This is a genomic window from Candidatus Aminicenantes bacterium (genome assembly GCA_026393855.1).
Classification (GTDB): Bacteria; Acidobacteriota; Aminicenantia; order Aminicenantales; family UBA4085; genus UBA4085.
This window is the reverse complement of the sequence record JAPKZJ010000070.1, coordinates 78,160-95,265: the sequence shown is the minus strand read 5'-3', so window position 1 is coordinate 95,265 and position 17,106 is coordinate 78,160. Positions and strand designations below refer to the sequence as shown.

Below are 17,106 nucleotides of genomic sequence, written 5' to 3'. Positions count from 1 at the left end.
AGGGATGACGTTTTTTGTTAATCAGATAGAAAGGACCGAGAACCTCAGAAGGACAGGCAGGGATGGAAAGAATCGCGATATACCCGGGCTCGTTCGATCCGATCACCAACGGGCACATCGACATCATCGGGCGCGGCGCCAAGCTTTTTCCCCGCATCATCGTTGCCGTCCTGGAGAACCCCAAAAAATCGACTCTGTTCACCACCGACGAACGAATCGAGATCATCCGGGAGATCTTCCATGACCAGCCCGCCATCCAGGTGGTCCACTTCCACGGCCTCCTGGTTCGGTTCGCCGCCGAGCACGAGGCCCGGATCGTCATCCGCGGCTTGCGGGCCGTCTCCGATTTCGAGTACGAGTTTCAGATGGCCCTGATGAATCAGACCCTTGACCCCCAGCTCGAGACGCTGTTTATGATGCCCAGCTCGCCGTTCACTTTCCTGAGCTCGAGCCTGGTCAAGGAAGTTTTCGGCCTGGGAGGCGAAGTGGGCACCCTTGTGCCGCCCGTCGTCGAACGGCGTCTGCGTGAGAAATTCCATCGCGGGGATCCGTCCCCTATTACGGAGTGACCGAGGAGCGCCATGTTCGGGATCAAGCATGACCGGCCGGTCGTCGGACTGGACATCGGGTCGCACGCCATCAAGGTCGTCGAGCTCGATGTCCGCCGCAAGGGCAAGAAGGACGCCTACAGCGTGGCCCGGATCGGCTACGAGCCTCTCCCCCACGACGCCATCGTCGAAGGCCAGATCATCGACGCGGCCGCCGTGGCCGAGGCCATCCGGACGGCCTTCGACAAGGCCAAAATCGTCAACAAGGACGTGGCCATCTCCATCGCCGGCAACTCGGTCATCATCAAGAAGATCAGCCTCCCGGCCATGGAGACCGAGGAGCTGGCCGAATCCATCATCTGGGAAGCCAAGCATAACATCCCCTACCCCTACGAAGAGACCAACGTCGACTACGCCATCCTCCGGCCCCGCGACGGAGCAGCCACCGGGCTGGAGATCCTGCTGGTCGCCGTCAAGAAGGACAAGGTGGCGGCCTACGGCAATCTGATCAGCCAGGCCCGCAAGAACCTGGTAGCCATCGAGGTCGACGCTTTCGCCCTCTACAACGCCCTGGAAATCAACTATCCCGAGGAGTTCGCCGAAAAGACGGTGGCTCTGATCAACCTGGGCGCCAACATCACCACCATCGTCATCTGCGACCATGGGACGCCGCAGCTCTTTCGCGACCTGTCGCTCGGCGGATCCTACTTCACCGAAAACCTCCGCAAAGACCTCAATGTCGGCCCGCAGGAGGCCGAAGATCTGCTTAAAGGCCTGCCCTCCCGCCAGGTCGAAGCCTTCCAGGTCGACGCCGTCCTGTCCATGAACACCCGCAGCCTGATCGACGAGGTCGAGAAGACTTTCAGCTTCTATCAGGCCGAAGACAAACACGACAACCGCATCGAGCAGATTCTGCTCAGCGGCGGGCTGGCCAACCTGCGCACGATCACGACCTCCTTCGAGCAGAAGTTCAGCGTCAAGACGACCTTGTTTGACCCCTTCCGGCGCATCCACTATAATGAAAAAAAGTTGGGTCCGTTGTATTATCAGGAGATGGCGCCGTTCTTCGGGGTCGCGGCGGGGTTGGCGACCCGGCAGAGAGAGAAGTGAAGCCATGATCCGCGTCAACCTTCTCAAGGCCGAAAAGAAGGATGTCGAGGACCGCTCGCCGGTCGGCGAAGACGCCGACGGCGGCAAAGTGACCAAGGCCGGCAGGCGCAAACTCGGCAAGCACAAACCCGGCCAGGACAAGTCCGGCGAGCCGAAGAAGAAAACCCCGATCGGCAACCTCATCGTCTTCCTGGCTCTGATCCTCCTGGGCGGCCTGGCCGTGCTGCAGCGCCAATCGTTGAGCCGCGAGCGGGGCCTTCTGGCCTCGGCCCAGGAGGAGGCCCAGCGCCTCCAGCCGGTCGTCGACAAGCTGGACGAGATCGAGTGGCAGAAGCTCTACCTGGAAAAGAAAGTCGGGCTGATCCGGGACCTCAAGGCCCAGCAGGGGCTGGCCGTGGGCATCCTGGACGCGGTCAGCCGGGACATCCCCGAGTGGGTCTGGCTGACCGAGCTCGTCCTGAACAAGACGGGAGTCCTGATCAAGGGCCGGGCCTTGTCCAACGTGCTCGTCTCCGATTATGTCCGCGCCCTCGAGAAGGCCGGCCCGTTCGGCGCCGTGGGCATCGTCAACACCCAGCAAAGAGCCGAAGGCAGCAACCAGTACCTGGAATTCACCCTCAACGCGACCCTTCCTGCGCCGATCCCGCCGCCGGCCGCGGGGGCGAAGACCCCGACGGCCGCCCCGTCCGTTTCCGGAGCCCCGCGATGAACGAGCGACCCTGGTACCAATATCTTCTGCTGTGCCTGGCGGTCGGCTTCTTCGCCTACGTGGCCTACTTCAAGCCCAAACAGGCGGATCTTAAGAGCGTCCGGGAAGAGCGGATCATGGTCGAAGACCAGGTGGCCAAGCTGCAGATCAAGAAGCGCCAGATCGACAAGCTGAAGGCCGAGCTGACCGAACTGGGCAAATCCATCGCCGAGCTCGAGCCGCTCATCCCGGCCAAGAAGGAAGAGGGCGAGATCCTGCGCAACGTTCAGCAGCTGGCCTTCGACACCCAGCTCGACGTGCTCCGCTTCTCCCCCGACCGGGAGCTCCCCAAGGACTACTACAACGAGAAGCCGATCGCCGTGGAAGTCGTCGGCTCCTTCCATAACCTGGCGCTTTTCTTCGACCGGATGATGCGCTTCCCGCGCATCTTCAACATCGACGACTTCACCATCCGGGCCCTGCCCAACCAGACCGCCGAGACCACCATTTCGGCCCTCTTTACGGCCAAGACCTATTTCTTCCTGGACATCTCCCAGATCAAGCGGCCCGAGAAGCCCAAGCCCGCAGCCGCAGCCAAGCAGGAACGCAATGAATTTTAAGACCGCGACCGCTGCCTTCCTCCTGGCCCTCGGCTTGGTTGCCGGGGCAGGAGCCCAGGACACCGCCAAGCCGCGCGCCCAGGCACCCTCCTATGACCCGACCGGCCGCCGCGACCCGTTCAAAAACCTGTTCGCCGGCAAGGACGTCAAGGAGCACCGCGGGGTCGCCGGCCCGGCCGACCTGCTGGTCGAAGAGATCCAGGTCGTCGGGGTCATCAAGTCCAAGAACGGCTTCAGGGCCCTGATCGCCATGACCGACGGCTTCCCGCTGACGGCCCGCGAGGGCGACAAGTTCGCCGACGGCTACGTCCTGTCGATCCGGGAAGGCGAGATCGTCTTCCGCAAGACCACGGAGCGCGGGATTCCCCTGCTCAAGCCCAAGGACATCGTGCGGGACATCAACTCCGAGGAGCGATAACATGGAAAGGACTTTCGTTCGGCTCGCCGCTCCGGCGGCGCTTCTCCTGACGCTCCTGGCCGCCTGGGCCCAATCCCCTCCGACCGTCGATGCCGTCGTCATCTCCGCGTCCGCCGTCTCCACCCGCATCATCCTGCAGGCCGGCGCCTCCGTGGCGCCCCTGGCCTCTTCCTATTCCGCAGCCGTCTCGCCGGCCGAGCTGAAGTTCGAATTCGGACCCTGTCGCTGGCCCAGCCTGCCCGGCGTTCCCGGCGGCGAGCTTCTCCTACAGGGCCTGCGCGTCGAAACTCGGACCAACGCCCGCACGGACCTCATCCTGATCATGGCCGAAAAAGTTCCCTTCCGGGTCTACCGGGACGGGACGCAGACGATCATCGAGCTGGAGAAGATCCAGCGGGGCGGCGGCGAGTACGCGATCGGGCCCGACGTCGAGAAGGCCCTGGCCGCGGCGGTCCGGACCAGGATAGAAGTCGGCCCGCCTGCGGTAACCGAAAAGGAGGACCGGCTGGAGATCGCCGCCCGCCTGGGACGCCCCGCCGTGACCAACATCTTTGCCCTGGACAATCCCCTGCGGCTCGTCGTCGACGTCTTCGACGCGATCTACACCGGCCCGACCGGGAAGCGAGTGATCGAACGCGGTGGTGTGGAAAACTTCAAGGTCGGCCAGTTCATGGCCGGCGAACCCTACACCATCACCCGGCTGGTCTTCGATCTGCGGGAAGCCGCGATGTTCTCGCTGGCCGACGGGGCCGACGGGCTCCGGATCGGCTTCGGCGCATCGACGACTCCGGCCGTTGTTCTGCCCGAGACCGCGCCGGCGCCCAAGCCGACGATCGGCGGCGACGAGTCCGCCAAGGTCGTCACGCCCCCGGCCCCGCCCGAGACGCGGACCGAGGCCAAAGCCGAGCCCAAGCCGGCGCCGGCCCAGGCCCCGACAAAATCCGACCGATACCAGGCCCTGACGATCGACAACCCCGAGAAAAAATACTCGGGCGCTCTCTACAGCCCCAAGTTCAAGGACGCCGACATCCGCGACGTCATCCTCTGGCTGGGCGAGGAAGTCGGCCTCAACGTCATCTTCGACGATGAAGTCAAAGGCACGGTCACTTGCAGCTTCAATGACGTCCCCTGGGACCAGTTCCTGGACTACATCCTGAAGAGCAAGAAGCTGGGCAAATCCCTGGAGGGCAACGTTCTGCGCATCGCCCCGATGTCCACCCTCTCGACCGAGCAGGCCGAAGAGCAGAAGCTCGTGGACGCCCGGGAACAGGCCGGCCCGCTCCTGACCAAGACCTACACCCTGTCCTACGCCAAGGCGGCCGAGGTCGAGCCCCTGATCAAGAGCAAGAAGTCCTCCCGGGGCGAGATCACCGTCGACCAACGAACCAACACCCTGCTCCTGGTCGACACCAAGGACAAGCTGGACCTGATCGAGAAGCTCATCGAAGTCCTGGACACGGCGACCCCGCAGGTCATGATCGAGGCCCGCATCGTCGAGGCCTCGTCCAACTTCGTCCGCAATCTCGGCGTGCAATGGGGCGCCAAGGGTGTGGCCGATCCCTACTACGGCAACCAGACCTCGCTCCAGTTCCCCAACAAGATCAACGTCAACGGGGCTTTGATCCCCGAAGGCCTGGTGACCAAGGGCATCGGCGGGCCGCTGGGCGGTTACGCCGTGAACCTGCCGGCGCCGGCCTTCAGCTCGGCCGTCGGTTTTTCCTTCGCCAACGTCCTCGACACCCTGCGGCTGGACGTGGCCCTGACCGCTCTGGAGAGCCAGGGCGAGGGCCAGATCATTTCCAGCACCAAGGTGACGGCCATCAATAACAAGGAGGCCGAAGTCATCCAAGGCCGCCAGATACCCGTTCAGACCACGGCCAACTTCACGGTCACGACGCAGTACATCAACGCCGCCCTCCAGCTCAAGGCCACGCCGCAGATCACGGCCGACGGCTCGATCATCATGGCGCTCGACATCCAGAACAACGCCGCCGACTTCGCCAACCTGGTCAACGGCATCCCGCCGATCACGACCCAGAGCGCCAAGACCCAGGTCATGGTGGCGGACGGCGGGACGACCGTCATCGGGGGCATCTCCCGGATCGAGGACTCGATTACCCGGGAGCGGGTGCCGTTCCTGCACCAGATTCCCATCCTGGGAGCCTTGTTCAAGAACTTCGCCCGGACCAAACAGAACCGGGAGCTGCTGATCTTCATCACGCCCCGGATCATCAAGTAGGAGGACCGCGCCATGAACATCCGATCGATCCGTCCCTCCGTCCAATGGGCCGCCGTCCTCGCCCTGGCCGTATTGGCGGCCGCCGCCTGCAACCCGATCGAGAACGGCACCACCTCCAACACCCGGCTGATCATCGAAAACCTGACCGGCCTCGACTTGCAGGGCATCGACAGCCAATTCTGCCGGTCCGACGTTTTGGTCACCAATTCCCAGACAGGGACGGCCACGATTGTGGCCGACATCGGCAAGGCGACCCTTTCGTCCCAGCCCCTGGATCCCAGCCCGATCGTGGGCAATTCGACCTACCTGGACATCCAGCTCGAGAAAATCGCCGTCAGCTACACCCGCGCCGACGGCCATAACATTCCCGGTACCGACGTGCCCTACTCCTTCGAAGCGGGATTGTCCGGCACGGTCCGGGTCGGGTCGTTGACCATGCTCTCTTTCACTCTGGTCCGCGAAGCGGCCAAGGAAGAGAGACCGTTGGTGACTTTGCAGGGAACGGGCGATGTCCTGGAGGCGACGGCCACGATCATCTTCTACGGCAAGGATTTGTCGGGACGGGCGGTCATGGCGACCGGGTATCTCCCGATCACGTTCGCCGATTACGCCAACATTTGAGGAGCATGCGCATGAGACTCCAACGCCGGCCCTTCCTCCTTCTGGCCCTCGCCGCCCTCCTGGCTTTGGCCGCCGCCTGCACTCGGACCGGGCTGGACATCGATTCGCCGACCGGCCCTTCCACCCTATCCCTGACCTTCACGCTGGAAGCCCATCCCAACGTCATCATGGCCACCGGCGAACGGCCCGCGGCCCTGGTCAAGGGCATCGTCAAGCGGAACGGATCCCCCCTGGCCAACCAAGCTGTGTACTTCACGGTGCTGCTCGGCCCGGGCGAGTTCTCCGACTACACCCGCCGAACGATGGCCCTGACCGATTCGACCGGGACGGCGACCGTGACGTATCTCGGCCCCGTCGCCGCCGAGCTTGGCGCCGACACCACCGTCCAGATCAAAGCCCAGCCGGAAACATCGAGCCCCGATTACGTCCATAAGACCATCGAGATCCGGGTCCTCAAAGGGGAAGAAGCGACGGGACGGTGAAGCCCGGCACCGCAAAGCCGGTTAATCGGCGCGGACAATAAGCTTTTTTGCCCGGACATCCCGAAGGGCTTCGCCCACCGCCGCATCCAGGATATCCGGATCCTCCGCCCGTACGACGATTTGAATGGCTTTAGCTTTATTGGCCGCGGGCAGGAAAATCTCGGAGGGGCCCAGCACATCCAGCCGGCGATCGGACGCCCGCAGGGAAGCCGCCGCATCCCGGGCCGCCCGGCCCAGGGTCCGACCGTCGGCCGCCGAGAGGATGATCTCGGCCAAAGCCGAAAAAGGCGGGTCCCCCATCGATCGCCGCCGGAAGATTTCTTCCTCGAAAAACGCCCGATAGTCCCCCGCCGCAGCCGCCCTCAAGGCGAAATGATCGGGCCAGGAAGTCTGGATAACGGCCGCCGCCTCGGGATCGGCCTCATCCAAGAGCCTGAGCGGCCGCCGGATTTCGGCATAGAGCCGGGCCGAGGCCCGGAAATCGGTCAGCCCCAGCGTTCCTTCGGGGTTGAGCAGAACAATGAGCGACGCAGGCCGAAGCTCGGCCTGATGGGCCAAAAGCGGCGAACCAACCAAAATCCCGATCCGGCCGGCCCCGAAGCGGGCCAGGATCGCTTCCCGGGCGGCCCGGGTGCGGACCCGGTCGGGATCCAAACCGGCCACCGAGAGGCCGGGGAAAAGGCGCCGAAGCTCCTCTTCCACAGCCTCCACACCGGGCCCCCGCGGCTCGACGACCCGGGCGCCGCAGCTTTCGCAAGCCGCAGAATAGGGAATCTGCCATCCGCAGGCTCGGCAAGTCAGCCGCCGCGGCTGGCCGCCGAGGCTTAGGGCCGTACCGCAGCGGCCGCAGGCCGGGACATGGCCGCAGCGGGGGCAGAAGAGAAACGAGGCATAGCCTTTGCGCCGGCCGATCACCAGAACGGGCCGGCCGGCGGCGTCCGCGGCCGCGATCCGATCGGCGACGCCGCGGGCCAGAATGCCGCGCGTCCCGCGATCGTCCAGGATTTCGGCCGGGCGGGGCGGCGGCCCCGCGATCTCGACCAGCCAGCCGCCGCGCCGGGCCCGCTCATAGGCTTCGACCCGGGGCGCTTCAGCGGCCAGGACGAGGCGCGCGCCCGCGGCTTCGGCCCGCATCCAGGCTCCGGACCGGGCGTCGTAGGCCGGACTTTCGGTCTGGTAATACGACTCGTCGGATTCCTCGTCGACGACGATGAGCCCTAGGTTCGGAAGCGGGATAAAGATGGACGAGCGGGGGCCGGCCACGACGACAGCGCTCTCCACGACGATCCGCCGCCGGGCATCCTCCCGGGCCCGATCGCTCATCCCCCCGTGCAGCATCACGACCCGCTCCCCCAGCCGCGAGGCGAAAGCCGCCGAGGCCGCCCGGCTCATCCCGATCTCCGGGAAAAGAGCCAGCACGGACCGGCCGCGAGCCAGGACCTCGCCGCAGACGGCCAGAAGAGCGGCCATCCGGCGGGCGGCGGGCGCGACGAGCAGGAAAGGGGCGAATCCGGGAACGGCCAGGTCGGCCGTCAAGCTTCGGATGGCGCCGGCGGCGGCCTCGTCGATCCGAAAATCGAGCCCCAGCTGGAGCGAGGCGACCGGCTCGGGCGGAGGGGGCGAGGGCTTGACGGCTTTGGCAACGGCCTTCTCCGAAGCCCAGTCTTTCTTCACCAGGCGGGCGGCGACGGAGGCCGCATCGGCCGTTTTCAGACGCTTTTTCAGGTAAGCCAGGCTGTAGCCCTTGACCGCCAACAGGGACGCGAGGCCGGCTTCGGCGGGCGACAGGGCGCCGGCCGCGGCGGCGGCCCGGCCGGACTCCGTCAGCTGGAGACGGACCGTGGCCCGCCGCGACAGCGACGGAGGCACCGCGGTCCGCAGCATCTCGCCCTGCGAGGACAAATAGCGCCGGCTCAATCGGTCCGTGAGGCTGAGGAGATCGGGCGGGATGATCGGGTCAGCGTCGACCAGCTCGAAGATCGCCTTGGCCTCGGCCGGAGGCGTCTGGTCGTGCGTCCGGACGACAAAGCCCGTGGCCGTGCGCGGCCCGAACGGGACGAGGACCCGCGATCCTGGACGGACGCGGCCGCGGAGCCCCTCGGAGATGGCATAAGTGAACGCCCGGGCCAGGGGCAGAGCGAAGACGACGTCGGCGAACAGGCTCATTTTTCGGCCAGGAGCGCCATGACCAGCTTCATGTCGTCCCAGACCATCTTCTTGATCTCTTTGTTGCCCTCGTTGCGGATGAGGTACGAAGGATGGAAGGTGGGCATGATCCGGATTCCCCGCCAATCGTAGAACCGGCCGCGGATGGAAGTCATGCCGCCGGTTGTGTCGGGCAGGAAGAAATCCGTCGCCGTCTTGCCCAGGCTGACGATGATCCGGGGCCGAATGAGCTCGATCTGGCGGAGAAGATGAGGCGTGCAGCTTTCCACTTCGTCCCGATGGGGCACGCGGTTGTCGGGCGGCCGGCACTTGACGATGTTGGCGATGAAGACCCGGCTCCGGTCAAAGCCCATGGCGGCGATGATCCTGGTCAGAAGCTGGCCGGCCCGGCCCACGAACGGCCGGCCTTGGGCGTCCTCGTCCCGGCCGGGGCCCTCGCCCACGAACATCAGCTCGGCCCGAGGATCGCCTTCGCCCGGGACGGCTTGGGTCCGGCCTTGAGCCAGGCCGCACAGCCGGCAGGCCAGAATCGTCCGGCGGAGCTCCTCCAGAACCGAAGGATCGGCCGGAGCGGATTTTACGGCGAACTCGGCGGTGGACTTGGCGGCGCCCGGCTTTGCGGCACCGTCGGCCCCGCCTTGCGGGGCATACGGTGCGTAAACCGTCTTCTTTTTTGCAGGCACGTCGAACTCCTCGACTCCGATCTCCTTCAGGAATCGGAGGTTGACCTCGAGGCCGTCCAGGATCTTAGCGCTTTTTCGCGGCATGGATTTCGACCCGCCTTCAGGTCCGTCCGGCCAGGACGGTTCGGACCAGACGCCGCCGGATTTCGGCCCGGCAGCGGGCGCTGAGGACGATGGCCTCGAGCTCGAGCACGGCCCGGTCCAGCCGGTCGTTGACGACGATGTAATCGAACCGGCCGGCCTCGCGGATCTCGGACTTGGCGTTGCGAAGCCGCGTCCCGATGGTCGCCGCATCGTCTTCATCCCGTTCCCGCAGCCGCTTGCGAAGGGTCGCCAGCGAGGGCGGCATGACGAAGATGAAGACGGCCCCGGGGACTCGCTCCCGAATCTGGCGGGCGCCCTGAACGTCGATGTCCAGGATGACGTCCGAGGTCCGGCCCAGGCGGCGGATCTCGGCTTTGGAGGTCCCGTAATGGTGGCCGTGGACGACGGCCCACTCGGCGAAGGCCTCCCGATTGATCAGCCGCCGGAATTCGGCTTCGGAGACGAAATGGTACTCCCGACCGTCCTGCTCGGAGGGTCGGGGCGGCCGGGTTGTATGCGAGACCGAGAAGGCGACTTGGCGCATGTCCTTGAGGACGTGGCGGAGGATCGTGGATTTGCCGCTGCCCGAGGGCCCGGTGACGACGAAGACCATGGCGTTCCTCCCCTATTCCAGGTTCTGGACCTGCTGGCGGATGCTCTCCACCTCGCCTTTGATGAGCAGGCCTTCCTTGGTCATGTCGATGTCCTGCGACTTGGAGTTCAGGGTGTTGGCCTCGCGGGTGAGCTCCTGGGCCAGGAAGTCCAGCATCTTGCCGGCCGGGTCGCCTTTGGTCGAGCGGATGAGCTGCAGGGCGTGCTCAAGATGGCATTTGAGGCGGTGGATCTCCTCGCTGACGTCGTAACGCTGGGCCAGATAAGCGACTTCCTCGGCCAGCCGCGTCTCGGAGCCGGAAACCTGGTTGTTTCCCTCCCGGACCTTCTGCCGGAGCTTCTGACGGACCAGCCGCGGGTGGCTGCGGACCCTCTTCTCCAGCCTCTGCACGGCCTTACGGACGTTGAGAACATGGACCTGGAGCTGGGCCGCGGTCTTGCGACCCTCGGCCCGGCGGGCCTTGAAGACGTCCTCCAGGGTGCGCAGGAAGCTTCGCTCCAGGAACTCGATCTCGGCCGGGCTGAACTCCTTGCGGCGAAGCTCCATGATCTGGGGGATCCGCAGCAGGCTCTCGGCCGTGACTTGGAGCTCGCGCCCCAGCTTGGCGGAAGCCCGTTGGACGGCGCCCAGGATCTTCTCCATCAGGCCCTCGTTGACGGTCACGTCCCAGCTCGAGGGGTCGGGATGGTGGAGGTCGAGGACAACCTCGATGCGGCCGCGGTGGAGGCGGGCCTGGCAGAGCACCCGGAGCCGGTTCTCCACGTCGCCCACGGCGGCCCCCTTGTAGCTCCAGTCGAAGAAGCGGTGGTTGAGACTCTTGATGGCGATCTTCAGCCGCATCGTCGGGGCGTCGAAGCTGCGCTCGGCGAACCCGGTCATGCTCATGATCATGGGGCGATCTCCTCGTCCTGCGAGAACTGCAGGTCGTACAGCATCCGGTAGACTCCCCGCTTGCGGAGGAGCTTGTCGTGCGGGCCGGCCTCGACGATGCGGCCCTTCTCGATGACCAGGATGATGTCGGCGTTGCGGATGGTGGACAGGCGGTGGGCGATGACGAAGGTGGTGCGGTCCTTCATGATCCGGGCCAGGGCCTTCTGGATCAGCCGCTCGGACTCGGAATCAAGCGAGCTGGTGGCCTCGTCCAGGATCAGGATGGGCGGGTTCTTGAGCAGAGCCCGGGCGATCGCCAGCCGTTGCCGCTGGCCGACCGAGAGCAGGCCGCCCCGTTCGCCGATCGGGGTGTCGTAGCCTTTCGGCAGGTCGACGATGAAGCGGTGGCACTCGGCCGCTTCGGCCGCGGCGACGATCCGCTCGGGCGCCACGTCGTCCAGCCCGTAGGCGATGTTGGCCCGGACCGTGTCGTTGAAGAGGACGATGTCCTGGGTCACCAGGCCGATCTGGGACCGCAGCGAGGCCAGGGTGACGTCGCGGATGTCGATGCCGTCGATCATCACCCGGCCTGCGGTCGGCTCGTAAAAGCGGGCCAGCAGGTTGATGATGGTCGTCTTGCCGGCGCCGCTGAACCCGACCAGCGCCACGGTCTGGCGCGGCTCGACCTCGAAGCTGATGTCGTGCAGGACGGGCCGGTCGGACTGGTAGGAGAAGCGGACGGCCTCGTAGCGGACCCGGCCCTGGATGGGCGGCAGGGGGTAGGCGCCGGGCCGGTCCTGCACCTGCCTCGGCATCCGCAGGATTTCCTCCACCCGGTCCAGGCAGGCGGTCGCCTGGACGACGGTGTTCTGGGCCCGAGTCAGCCGCTTGATCGGGGTGAATAGCGAGAAGATGGCCAAGGTGAAGGCGCCGAAATCGCCGGCGGAGATGTGGCCGCTGGTGATCCGGCGCGAGCCGATGACCAGGATGAAAGCGCCGACCAGGCCGCCGACGAACTCCATGAACGGCGAGGACAGCGAGGAGATCCAGGCCAGCTTGAGGTTGATCCGGAAGTAGCGCCAGGAGGCCTTCAGGAACTTGCGCAGCTCGAACGGCTCCATGGTGAAGGCCTTGACGATGCGGTGGCCGGCGATGGTCTCGTAGATGTGGCCGTAGATCTCGGCCATCTTGACCTGGCTGCGGCGGCCCTGCTTCTTGAGCTGCTTGCTGAAGGCGGCCATGGGCAGGACGGCCAAAGGAGTCAGAACGAGAGACATCAGGGCCAGCTCCCAGTCGATGGTCAGCATCAAGAACAGGATGCCGATCATGACGAAGGTCTCTTCGACCAGATCGCTCATGGCCGTTCCGACCGCCTGTTGGATGCGGTCGACGTCGTTGGTCAGCCGGGACATCAGGTCGCCTGTGGTCGCAGTATCGAAGAAAGAGGTGGATTGATAGAGGATGTGTTCGTAGAGCCGATCGCGCAGGGTCTTGACGATCCGGTTGCCGACCGCTTTCATGAAGAACGAGGACAGGAAGGTGAACAGGCTCTTGCCGAAGAGGACGAAGAGAACGACCCAGGGTAATACCCGCTTGATATCGTCCTGCGCAACGCCCAGCGTCCGCCACACGACATCCAATAGCCGGGTCCGGGCGACCGCGGCCCCCGGGTGCTCTTGCGTCATCCGCTGCTGTTGTTCAACCTGCTGGGCCTTGGGCATGAACATATTGTCGATGATGGGCTGAGTGAGAGCGAGGAACGTGGAGCTGAAGAGCGCCACGAAGAGGGTGGCCAGGAAGGCCAGGGCGACGTATTTGCGCTCGCGGAGAGTCAGCTTCAGGAGTCGGAACATGGCGGCTTCGCCCTAGCGGGCTTTCGCCCCCACGAAGCGGCGCGCCGTCTCCACCGCGTTCAAGGCCGAGCCGCGGGTTAGGTTGTCGGCCACCAGCCAAACCCAGAAAGCCCGTGGCACGGCCGTTTCGCGCTTCAGCCGGCCGACGAAGATCTCGTCCTTGCCGGCCACACTCAAGGGCGAGGCGGCGCAGCCTTCCCGGAAAGGCGTCATGGTGAAGATCGGGTTGCCGGCGAAGAGAGCTTCCAGGCCGGCCAAGTCGGCGTCCCGGACAAGCTCGATGTAGCTGACCAGGGTGTAGGTATGGAATACCGGCGCCTGGATCGTGGCCAAGGACAGCGGCAGGTCGGGCCGGTCCAGAACGCGTTTGACCTCAGCTGCGATCTGCAGCTCGACGGTGCATGAACCGTCCGGATCCGGCTTTTCGGTGTGGGACAGGAGGTTGAAGGCGATCTGCTCCTTGAAGACTTTCTTCTCGGGATCGGCGCCGCTCAACAGGGCGGCGCTCTGGCTGGCCAGCTCTTGGATTCCCGGGTCGTCGAAGGCCGAGACCGGCTGCAGAACGAGAGTCACCGCCTTGGCCAGCCCATAGGCGGGCTCGAGGAGATGAAAAAGGTGGGACAGGATGACCGTGGCCGGATTGGGGTTGGCCAGGATCTTCGTCTTGCGGCGGTCCAAGGTCCGGTCGTTGACGCCGGAGACGACCAGGGGGACGGACGGATCGTCGTTGAAGGCTTCGCTCAGGTCGTACAGCCGGAATTTGAATTTGGAGGCTAAGAGGCGAAGGGCCGGGCCTTGGCTCTTCTCGGCCGCGCTAAAGACCAGGTCCTTGCCCTCCAGGTCTTCGCCTTTGAGAGACCGCACGACCCGGGGCTCGTCCCGGAAATCGGTCAGCTTGCCGAACTCCTCCTGGACCTCCGGATCAAAGAACTCGATATCGACGCCCTGCCACGACGAGCGCGCCAGGGCTTCCTTGAATTCCCGCCCGCGAAGGCTGTCGCCGCCGACGAGGGCCAGCTTGATCTTGGGTTGTGGTGCCATGGCAGAACTGCGCACGCCTTAAAGGGACTTCCCGTATGCGGAGATCATAAGGGCCATTTTGTCCTTCAGGACGAGCTTGAGCTTCTTCAGCTCCTTTTCGTGAACCAGCTCGTCCGGGTTGAGGAACGGCTTGGCGGCCATCTCAACCAGCCGCGATTCGTGCCGCCGGTGCTCGTCATGGAGCCGGCGGAATTCGGGATTCGAGACTAAAAGCTGTTCCTTTATCCGCTGTTCGTCCATGCCGCGTCTCGGATTGAAAGAATATCACAAGGGGGGGGCGTTTTCAATTTTGGCCCGGGCAGACCGTTTTCCCCCTAATCAGGCCCCGGGAAAGAGGGCGTGACACTTAACGATCTATCGCGATCCGGAAAATTCCTTCCAATCGCTCGGCCAATGTCTCCCAGCGGAAAGACAGGATGCGGTCGTATCCTCTGCCGGCCAATCCGGCCCGGAGATCCGGGTCGCGCATCAGGCGCTCGATCCCGCGGCGTAAAAGGCGCGGCGAAGGCCGAGGCACGACGAGAGCGGTGCGGCCATCTTCGGCGAAATCGCGTGTTCCGCTGGGCGTGCACACGACCGGCACGCGGCAGGCCATGGCCTCGGCGCAGGTGTTCGACCATCCGGCCCGGCGCTCGGCGCTGACAAAGACGTCGGCTTGGGCGTAAAGCCAGGCCATCCGCTCTTGGGGCAGGTTGAGGTGGAAATCGAACGGCACGTCCGTCCGGATCAGGGGCCGAGGATCGCGCCGGTCCTGCCCGACCTGGGTATCGAAGAAAATCATGCGAACCCGCCTGCCGCGACGGGCCAATCCTTCGACCGCCCGGATGACTTGGGGCACGCCCTTGCGCTTCCTGGTGATCCGGCCGTAGCAGAGCACCCGGAACTCCGCGCCCTCTCTAGTTGCTTCGACGGGGTGGAAGATCGCGGGATTGACTCCGCCCGGGGCACGCTCGACCACTATCCCGTATCTTTTTTCCAGCCGCCGGCAAATCCCCTCGGAATTGCCCAGGAAAAGCAGGTCGCGGCGGCGGGCCACGGCCCGCTCGGCCTTGTGGCCTTCCAGGACGAAGTAGAAGAAGCGGCGGGCGGCCGGAAGCTTGTCGAAGACCGGGAGGATGGAATACTCGCCGCACATGCCGATGTCGAACGGCTCTTCGCCCAGGGCCGCAAAGGGGCGCGTCTCGGCTCGGAAGTCCAGCCAGGCAGGCGGGCCGCCCGCCGGATGGTACAGCACGAAGCGATGGCCGCGGGCGGCCAGGGCGTTGCCCAGCTCGAGGTACCGGCGGACGCCTCCGTAGACGTCCACGTGAGGCAGGAGGGCGGCGATCCGAAGCGGCGGCACGAAGGCATTTTACCATAACCGGGCGGCTCTCGCGGGCCGCGGAAACCGCGCTCCGGCGAAATTGTTGACAATCGGGGGCCGGAAAAATATACTATGACGCGCTTCCGGGGTCCGGAGGCGCTTTCCGATGGCGAGGTAGCTCAGCTGGTAGAGCGAGGGACTGAAAATCCCTGCGTCGGGGGTTCAATTCCCTCCCTCGCCATTCCCTCTTTCCCGCCTCCCCCTACCCTCCGCCGATATCGCCCAGTCGTTGATTCTTGATTTTTCCTGCGAATTCGATAATATGGGCCCAGACCCGTGAGTGTATTTTTTATGAACAATTTCGTCCTGATAGGAGTTTTCTCCGTCCTTTTAGCCGGATTCATTCTGGCCTTGCTGGTCCGATCGCTCCGCCGCGCTCGGCGGGCCCGAGCGGCCGAGCGCGAACGCCAGCGAGTGGCTGAAGAAACCGCTCGCCGCCACGCCAAAATGATCGAGGAGAGCAAACGGATCATCCAGACGTCCCGCAATCCGGCCGCGATTTCGGCCCGCTTCGAAGTCATCCGCGACCACGCCGAGAAGCTCTCCGCCCTGGCCGAGCATTACGACTTGCCCGATATCCCTCCCTCCACCCCCTCCGACCTGAAAGCCTTCTATCATGACGAGAAAGACCGCGTCCTGCACGATCGGATCATGGAACAGGTCGCGGAGGCGATGGCCAAGGCGGCCGAGATTCCCAAGCGGCCCGGCAAGATCACCTTCCTCGAACGGGGCCTGATCCTGTGCTTGGAAGGGAAAAGGACCACGCGCGACGAGAACTTGGCGCGGGAATTCGAGGCCAAGGGCGCGGAGATCCAGGCGATGATCGCGGCTCTGATGGCCGCGCCCAAGGCGAACTAGAACGGTTCCCGCCGCTTGGCGGCGAACGCCGCGAAGGCCTCGATATACCCCCCCGGCTCGCCGGCGTCGAACCGCCGGCCCTCGAAAAGGACGCCCCGAACCGGCTCCCGACCCAGGAGAATCCGGATCGCGTCGGTGATCTGGATTTCGCCGCCGTATCCGGGCCGCGTCGCCCGGATGGCTTCGAACACGCCGGGAGTGAAGACATAGCGTCCCAGGACACCCATGTCCGAGGGGGCGTTTTCGGGCCCGGGCTTCTCGACCAGGTCCAGGACGCGATAGACGTTGCCCCGGATCGGCTCCACACGGGCAACACCCTTTGTTCGCGTCTCCTCGGGCCCGATTCGGCCGAGGACGACCGTCGCGGCGCCGGTCTCTTCAAACACCGCCTTCAACTGGCCCAGGCAGGGCACATCGCAGTCGTAGACAGTATCAGGATTCATCACCGCGACGGGCTCGCCCGCGGCAAAGGCCTCGCCCATCGAAACGGCGTGGCCGAGGCCGAGCTGTTCGCGTTGTTCGAGGAAGGTGATTTCGGCCAGGGACTGGATCCGACGGAGCCCGTCGAGCAAGTCCGCCCGGCCTTTCTTCGCCAGAAAGGCTTCGAGGGCGGGACTGGGTCCGAAATGGTCGCGGATGGCCGTCTTCCAGGGCGCGATGATGATCCCGATCTCGCTGAACCCCGCCGCGACCGCTTCCTCAACCGCCACTTGAATGAGGGGCTTGTCGACGAGCGGCAGCATCTCTTTCGGCACGGCCTTGGACGCGGGCAGGGAGCGGGTGCCGAAGCCGGCGGCCGGGATGAGGACTTTTCGAACCTTGGGCATGGTTGGGCTTTCCGCCGGAGCG

Annotated in this window: 18 protein-coding genes and 1 tRNA gene; 10 read left to right on the top strand and 9 right to left on the bottom strand. The window is 65.0% G+C overall.

Annotation, left to right across the window (positions count from 1 at the left end; genetic code table 11):
- Nucleotides 1-62: 62 nt before the first annotated feature.
- From coaD to NTZ26_08140, 8 genes are read left to right on the top strand one after another with little or no spacing between them, the layout of a single operon-like run.
- Nucleotides 63-569 carry a pantetheine-phosphate adenylyltransferase gene (gene coaD / locus NTZ26_08175; GenBank protein ID MCX6560478.1) on the top strand — a complete coding sequence of 169 codons (507 nt, stop codon included), beginning with the start codon at nt 63-65 and terminating at the stop codon, nt 567-569.
- A 12-nt stretch (nt 570-581) separates the two neighbouring features.
- A complete protein-coding gene (gene pilM, locus NTZ26_08170) occupies nt 582-1,658 on the top strand; it encodes a type IV pilus assembly protein PilM (protein ID MCX6560477.1) in 1,077 nt (358 codons plus the stop codon).
- A 4-nt stretch (nt 1,659-1,662) separates the two neighbouring features.
- Entirely contained in the window at nt 1,663-2,367 is a 705-nt protein-coding gene (locus tag NTZ26_08165; protein ID MCX6560476.1) for a PilN domain-containing protein, read from the top strand.
- The gene (gene pilO / locus NTZ26_08160; GenBank protein ID MCX6560475.1) at nt 2,364-2,966 is read left to right on the top strand and encodes a type 4a pilus biogenesis protein PilO; all 603 of its coding nucleotides are present in this window, start codon (nt 2,364-2,366) and stop codon (nt 2,964-2,966) included. Before NTZ26_08165 ends, pilO begins: the two co-directional genes overlap by 4 nt.
- A complete protein-coding gene (locus NTZ26_08155) occupies nt 2,956-3,384 on the top strand; it encodes a hypothetical protein (GenBank protein ID MCX6560474.1) in 429 nt (142 codons plus the stop codon). The genes pilO and NTZ26_08155 overlap by 11 nt, the downstream gene beginning before the upstream one ends.
- A gap of 1 nt (nt 3,385) precedes the next feature.
- On the top strand, nt 3,386-5,623 hold the full coding sequence (gene pilQ / locus NTZ26_08150; GenBank protein MCX6560473.1) for a type IV pilus secretin PilQ: 2,238 nt from the start codon (nt 3,386-3,388) through the stop codon (nt 5,621-5,623).
- A gap of 12 nt (nt 5,624-5,635) precedes the next feature.
- The gene (locus NTZ26_08145; protein MCX6560472.1) at nt 5,636-6,244 is read left to right on the top strand and encodes a hypothetical protein; all 609 of its coding nucleotides are present in this window, start codon (nt 5,636-5,638) and stop codon (nt 6,242-6,244) included.
- 11 nt (nt 6,245-6,255) lie between these two features.
- Nucleotides 6,256-6,726 carry a hypothetical protein gene (locus NTZ26_08140; protein ID MCX6560471.1) on the top strand — a complete coding sequence of 157 codons (471 nt, stop codon included), beginning with the start codon at nt 6,256-6,258 and terminating at the stop codon, nt 6,724-6,726.
- Nucleotides 6,727-6,747: 21 nt separating this feature from the next.
- Here NTZ26_08140 and priA read toward each other — a convergent pair whose 3' ends face one another.
- The 8 genes from priA to NTZ26_08100 form a co-directional block, all read right to left on the bottom strand.
- Complete coding sequence (gene priA, locus NTZ26_08135; GenBank protein ID MCX6560470.1) at nt 6,748-8,892, bottom strand: primosomal protein N'; 2,145 nt, start codon at nt 8,890-8,892, stop codon at nt 6,748-6,750.
- Nucleotides 8,889-9,659 carry a uracil-DNA glycosylase gene (locus NTZ26_08130; GenBank protein MCX6560469.1) on the bottom strand — a complete coding sequence of 257 codons (771 nt, stop codon included), beginning with the start codon at nt 9,657-9,659 and terminating at the stop codon, nt 8,889-8,891. The genes priA and NTZ26_08130 overlap by 4 nt, the downstream gene beginning before the upstream one ends.
- Nucleotides 9,660-9,675: 16 nt before the next feature.
- Entirely contained in the window at nt 9,676-10,272 is a 597-nt protein-coding gene (gmk, locus tag NTZ26_08125; protein ID MCX6560468.1) for a guanylate kinase, read from the bottom strand.
- 12 nt (nt 10,273-10,284) lie between these two features.
- Nucleotides 10,285-11,163: a DUF1732 domain-containing protein gene (locus tag NTZ26_08120; GenBank protein ID MCX6560467.1), complete on the bottom strand. Its 879-nt coding sequence runs from the start codon at nt 11,161-11,163 to the stop codon at nt 10,285-10,287.
- A complete protein-coding gene (locus NTZ26_08115; protein ID MCX6560466.1) occupies nt 11,160-12,995 on the bottom strand; it encodes an ABC transporter ATP-binding protein in 1,836 nt (611 codons plus the stop codon). The genes NTZ26_08120 and NTZ26_08115 overlap by 4 nt, the downstream gene beginning before the upstream one ends.
- 12 nt (nt 12,996-13,007) lie before the next feature.
- Nucleotides 13,008-14,036 carry an Asd/ArgC dimerization domain-containing protein gene (locus NTZ26_08110; protein MCX6560465.1) on the bottom strand — a complete coding sequence of 343 codons (1,029 nt, stop codon included), beginning with the start codon at nt 14,034-14,036 and terminating at the stop codon, nt 13,008-13,010.
- Nucleotides 14,037-14,054: 18 nt separating this feature from the next.
- Nucleotides 14,055-14,276 (bottom strand): DUF465 domain-containing protein, encoded by a 222-nt coding sequence (locus tag NTZ26_08105; GenBank protein MCX6560464.1) that lies wholly within the window; start codon nt 14,274-14,276, stop codon nt 14,055-14,057.
- A gap of 106 nt (nt 14,277-14,382) precedes the next feature.
- A complete protein-coding gene (locus NTZ26_08100) occupies nt 14,383-15,378 on the bottom strand; it encodes a glycosyltransferase family 4 protein (protein ID MCX6560463.1) in 996 nt (331 codons plus the stop codon).
- Between the two features lie 129 nt (nt 15,379-15,507).
- On the opposite strand from NTZ26_08100, the gene NTZ26_08095 reads away from it, so the two are divergent.
- Both NTZ26_08095 and NTZ26_08090 read left to right on the top strand, forming a co-directional pair.
- Nucleotides 15,508-15,580: transfer RNA gene (locus NTZ26_08095), tRNA-Phe, on the top strand.
- A gap of 110 nt (nt 15,581-15,690) precedes the next feature.
- Nucleotides 15,691-16,257 (top strand): hypothetical protein, encoded by a 567-nt coding sequence (locus tag NTZ26_08090; GenBank protein ID MCX6560462.1) that lies wholly within the window; start codon nt 15,691-15,693, stop codon nt 16,255-16,257.
- Here NTZ26_08090 and NTZ26_08085 read toward each other — a convergent pair.
- Nucleotides 16,254-17,084, bottom strand: a complete 831-nt coding sequence (locus NTZ26_08085) for a UTP--glucose-1-phosphate uridylyltransferase (GenBank protein ID MCX6560461.1) — start codon at nt 17,082-17,084, stop codon at nt 16,254-16,256. The genes NTZ26_08090 and NTZ26_08085 overlap by 4 nt on opposite strands.
- Between the last annotated feature and the right edge of the window lie 22 nt (nt 17,085-17,106).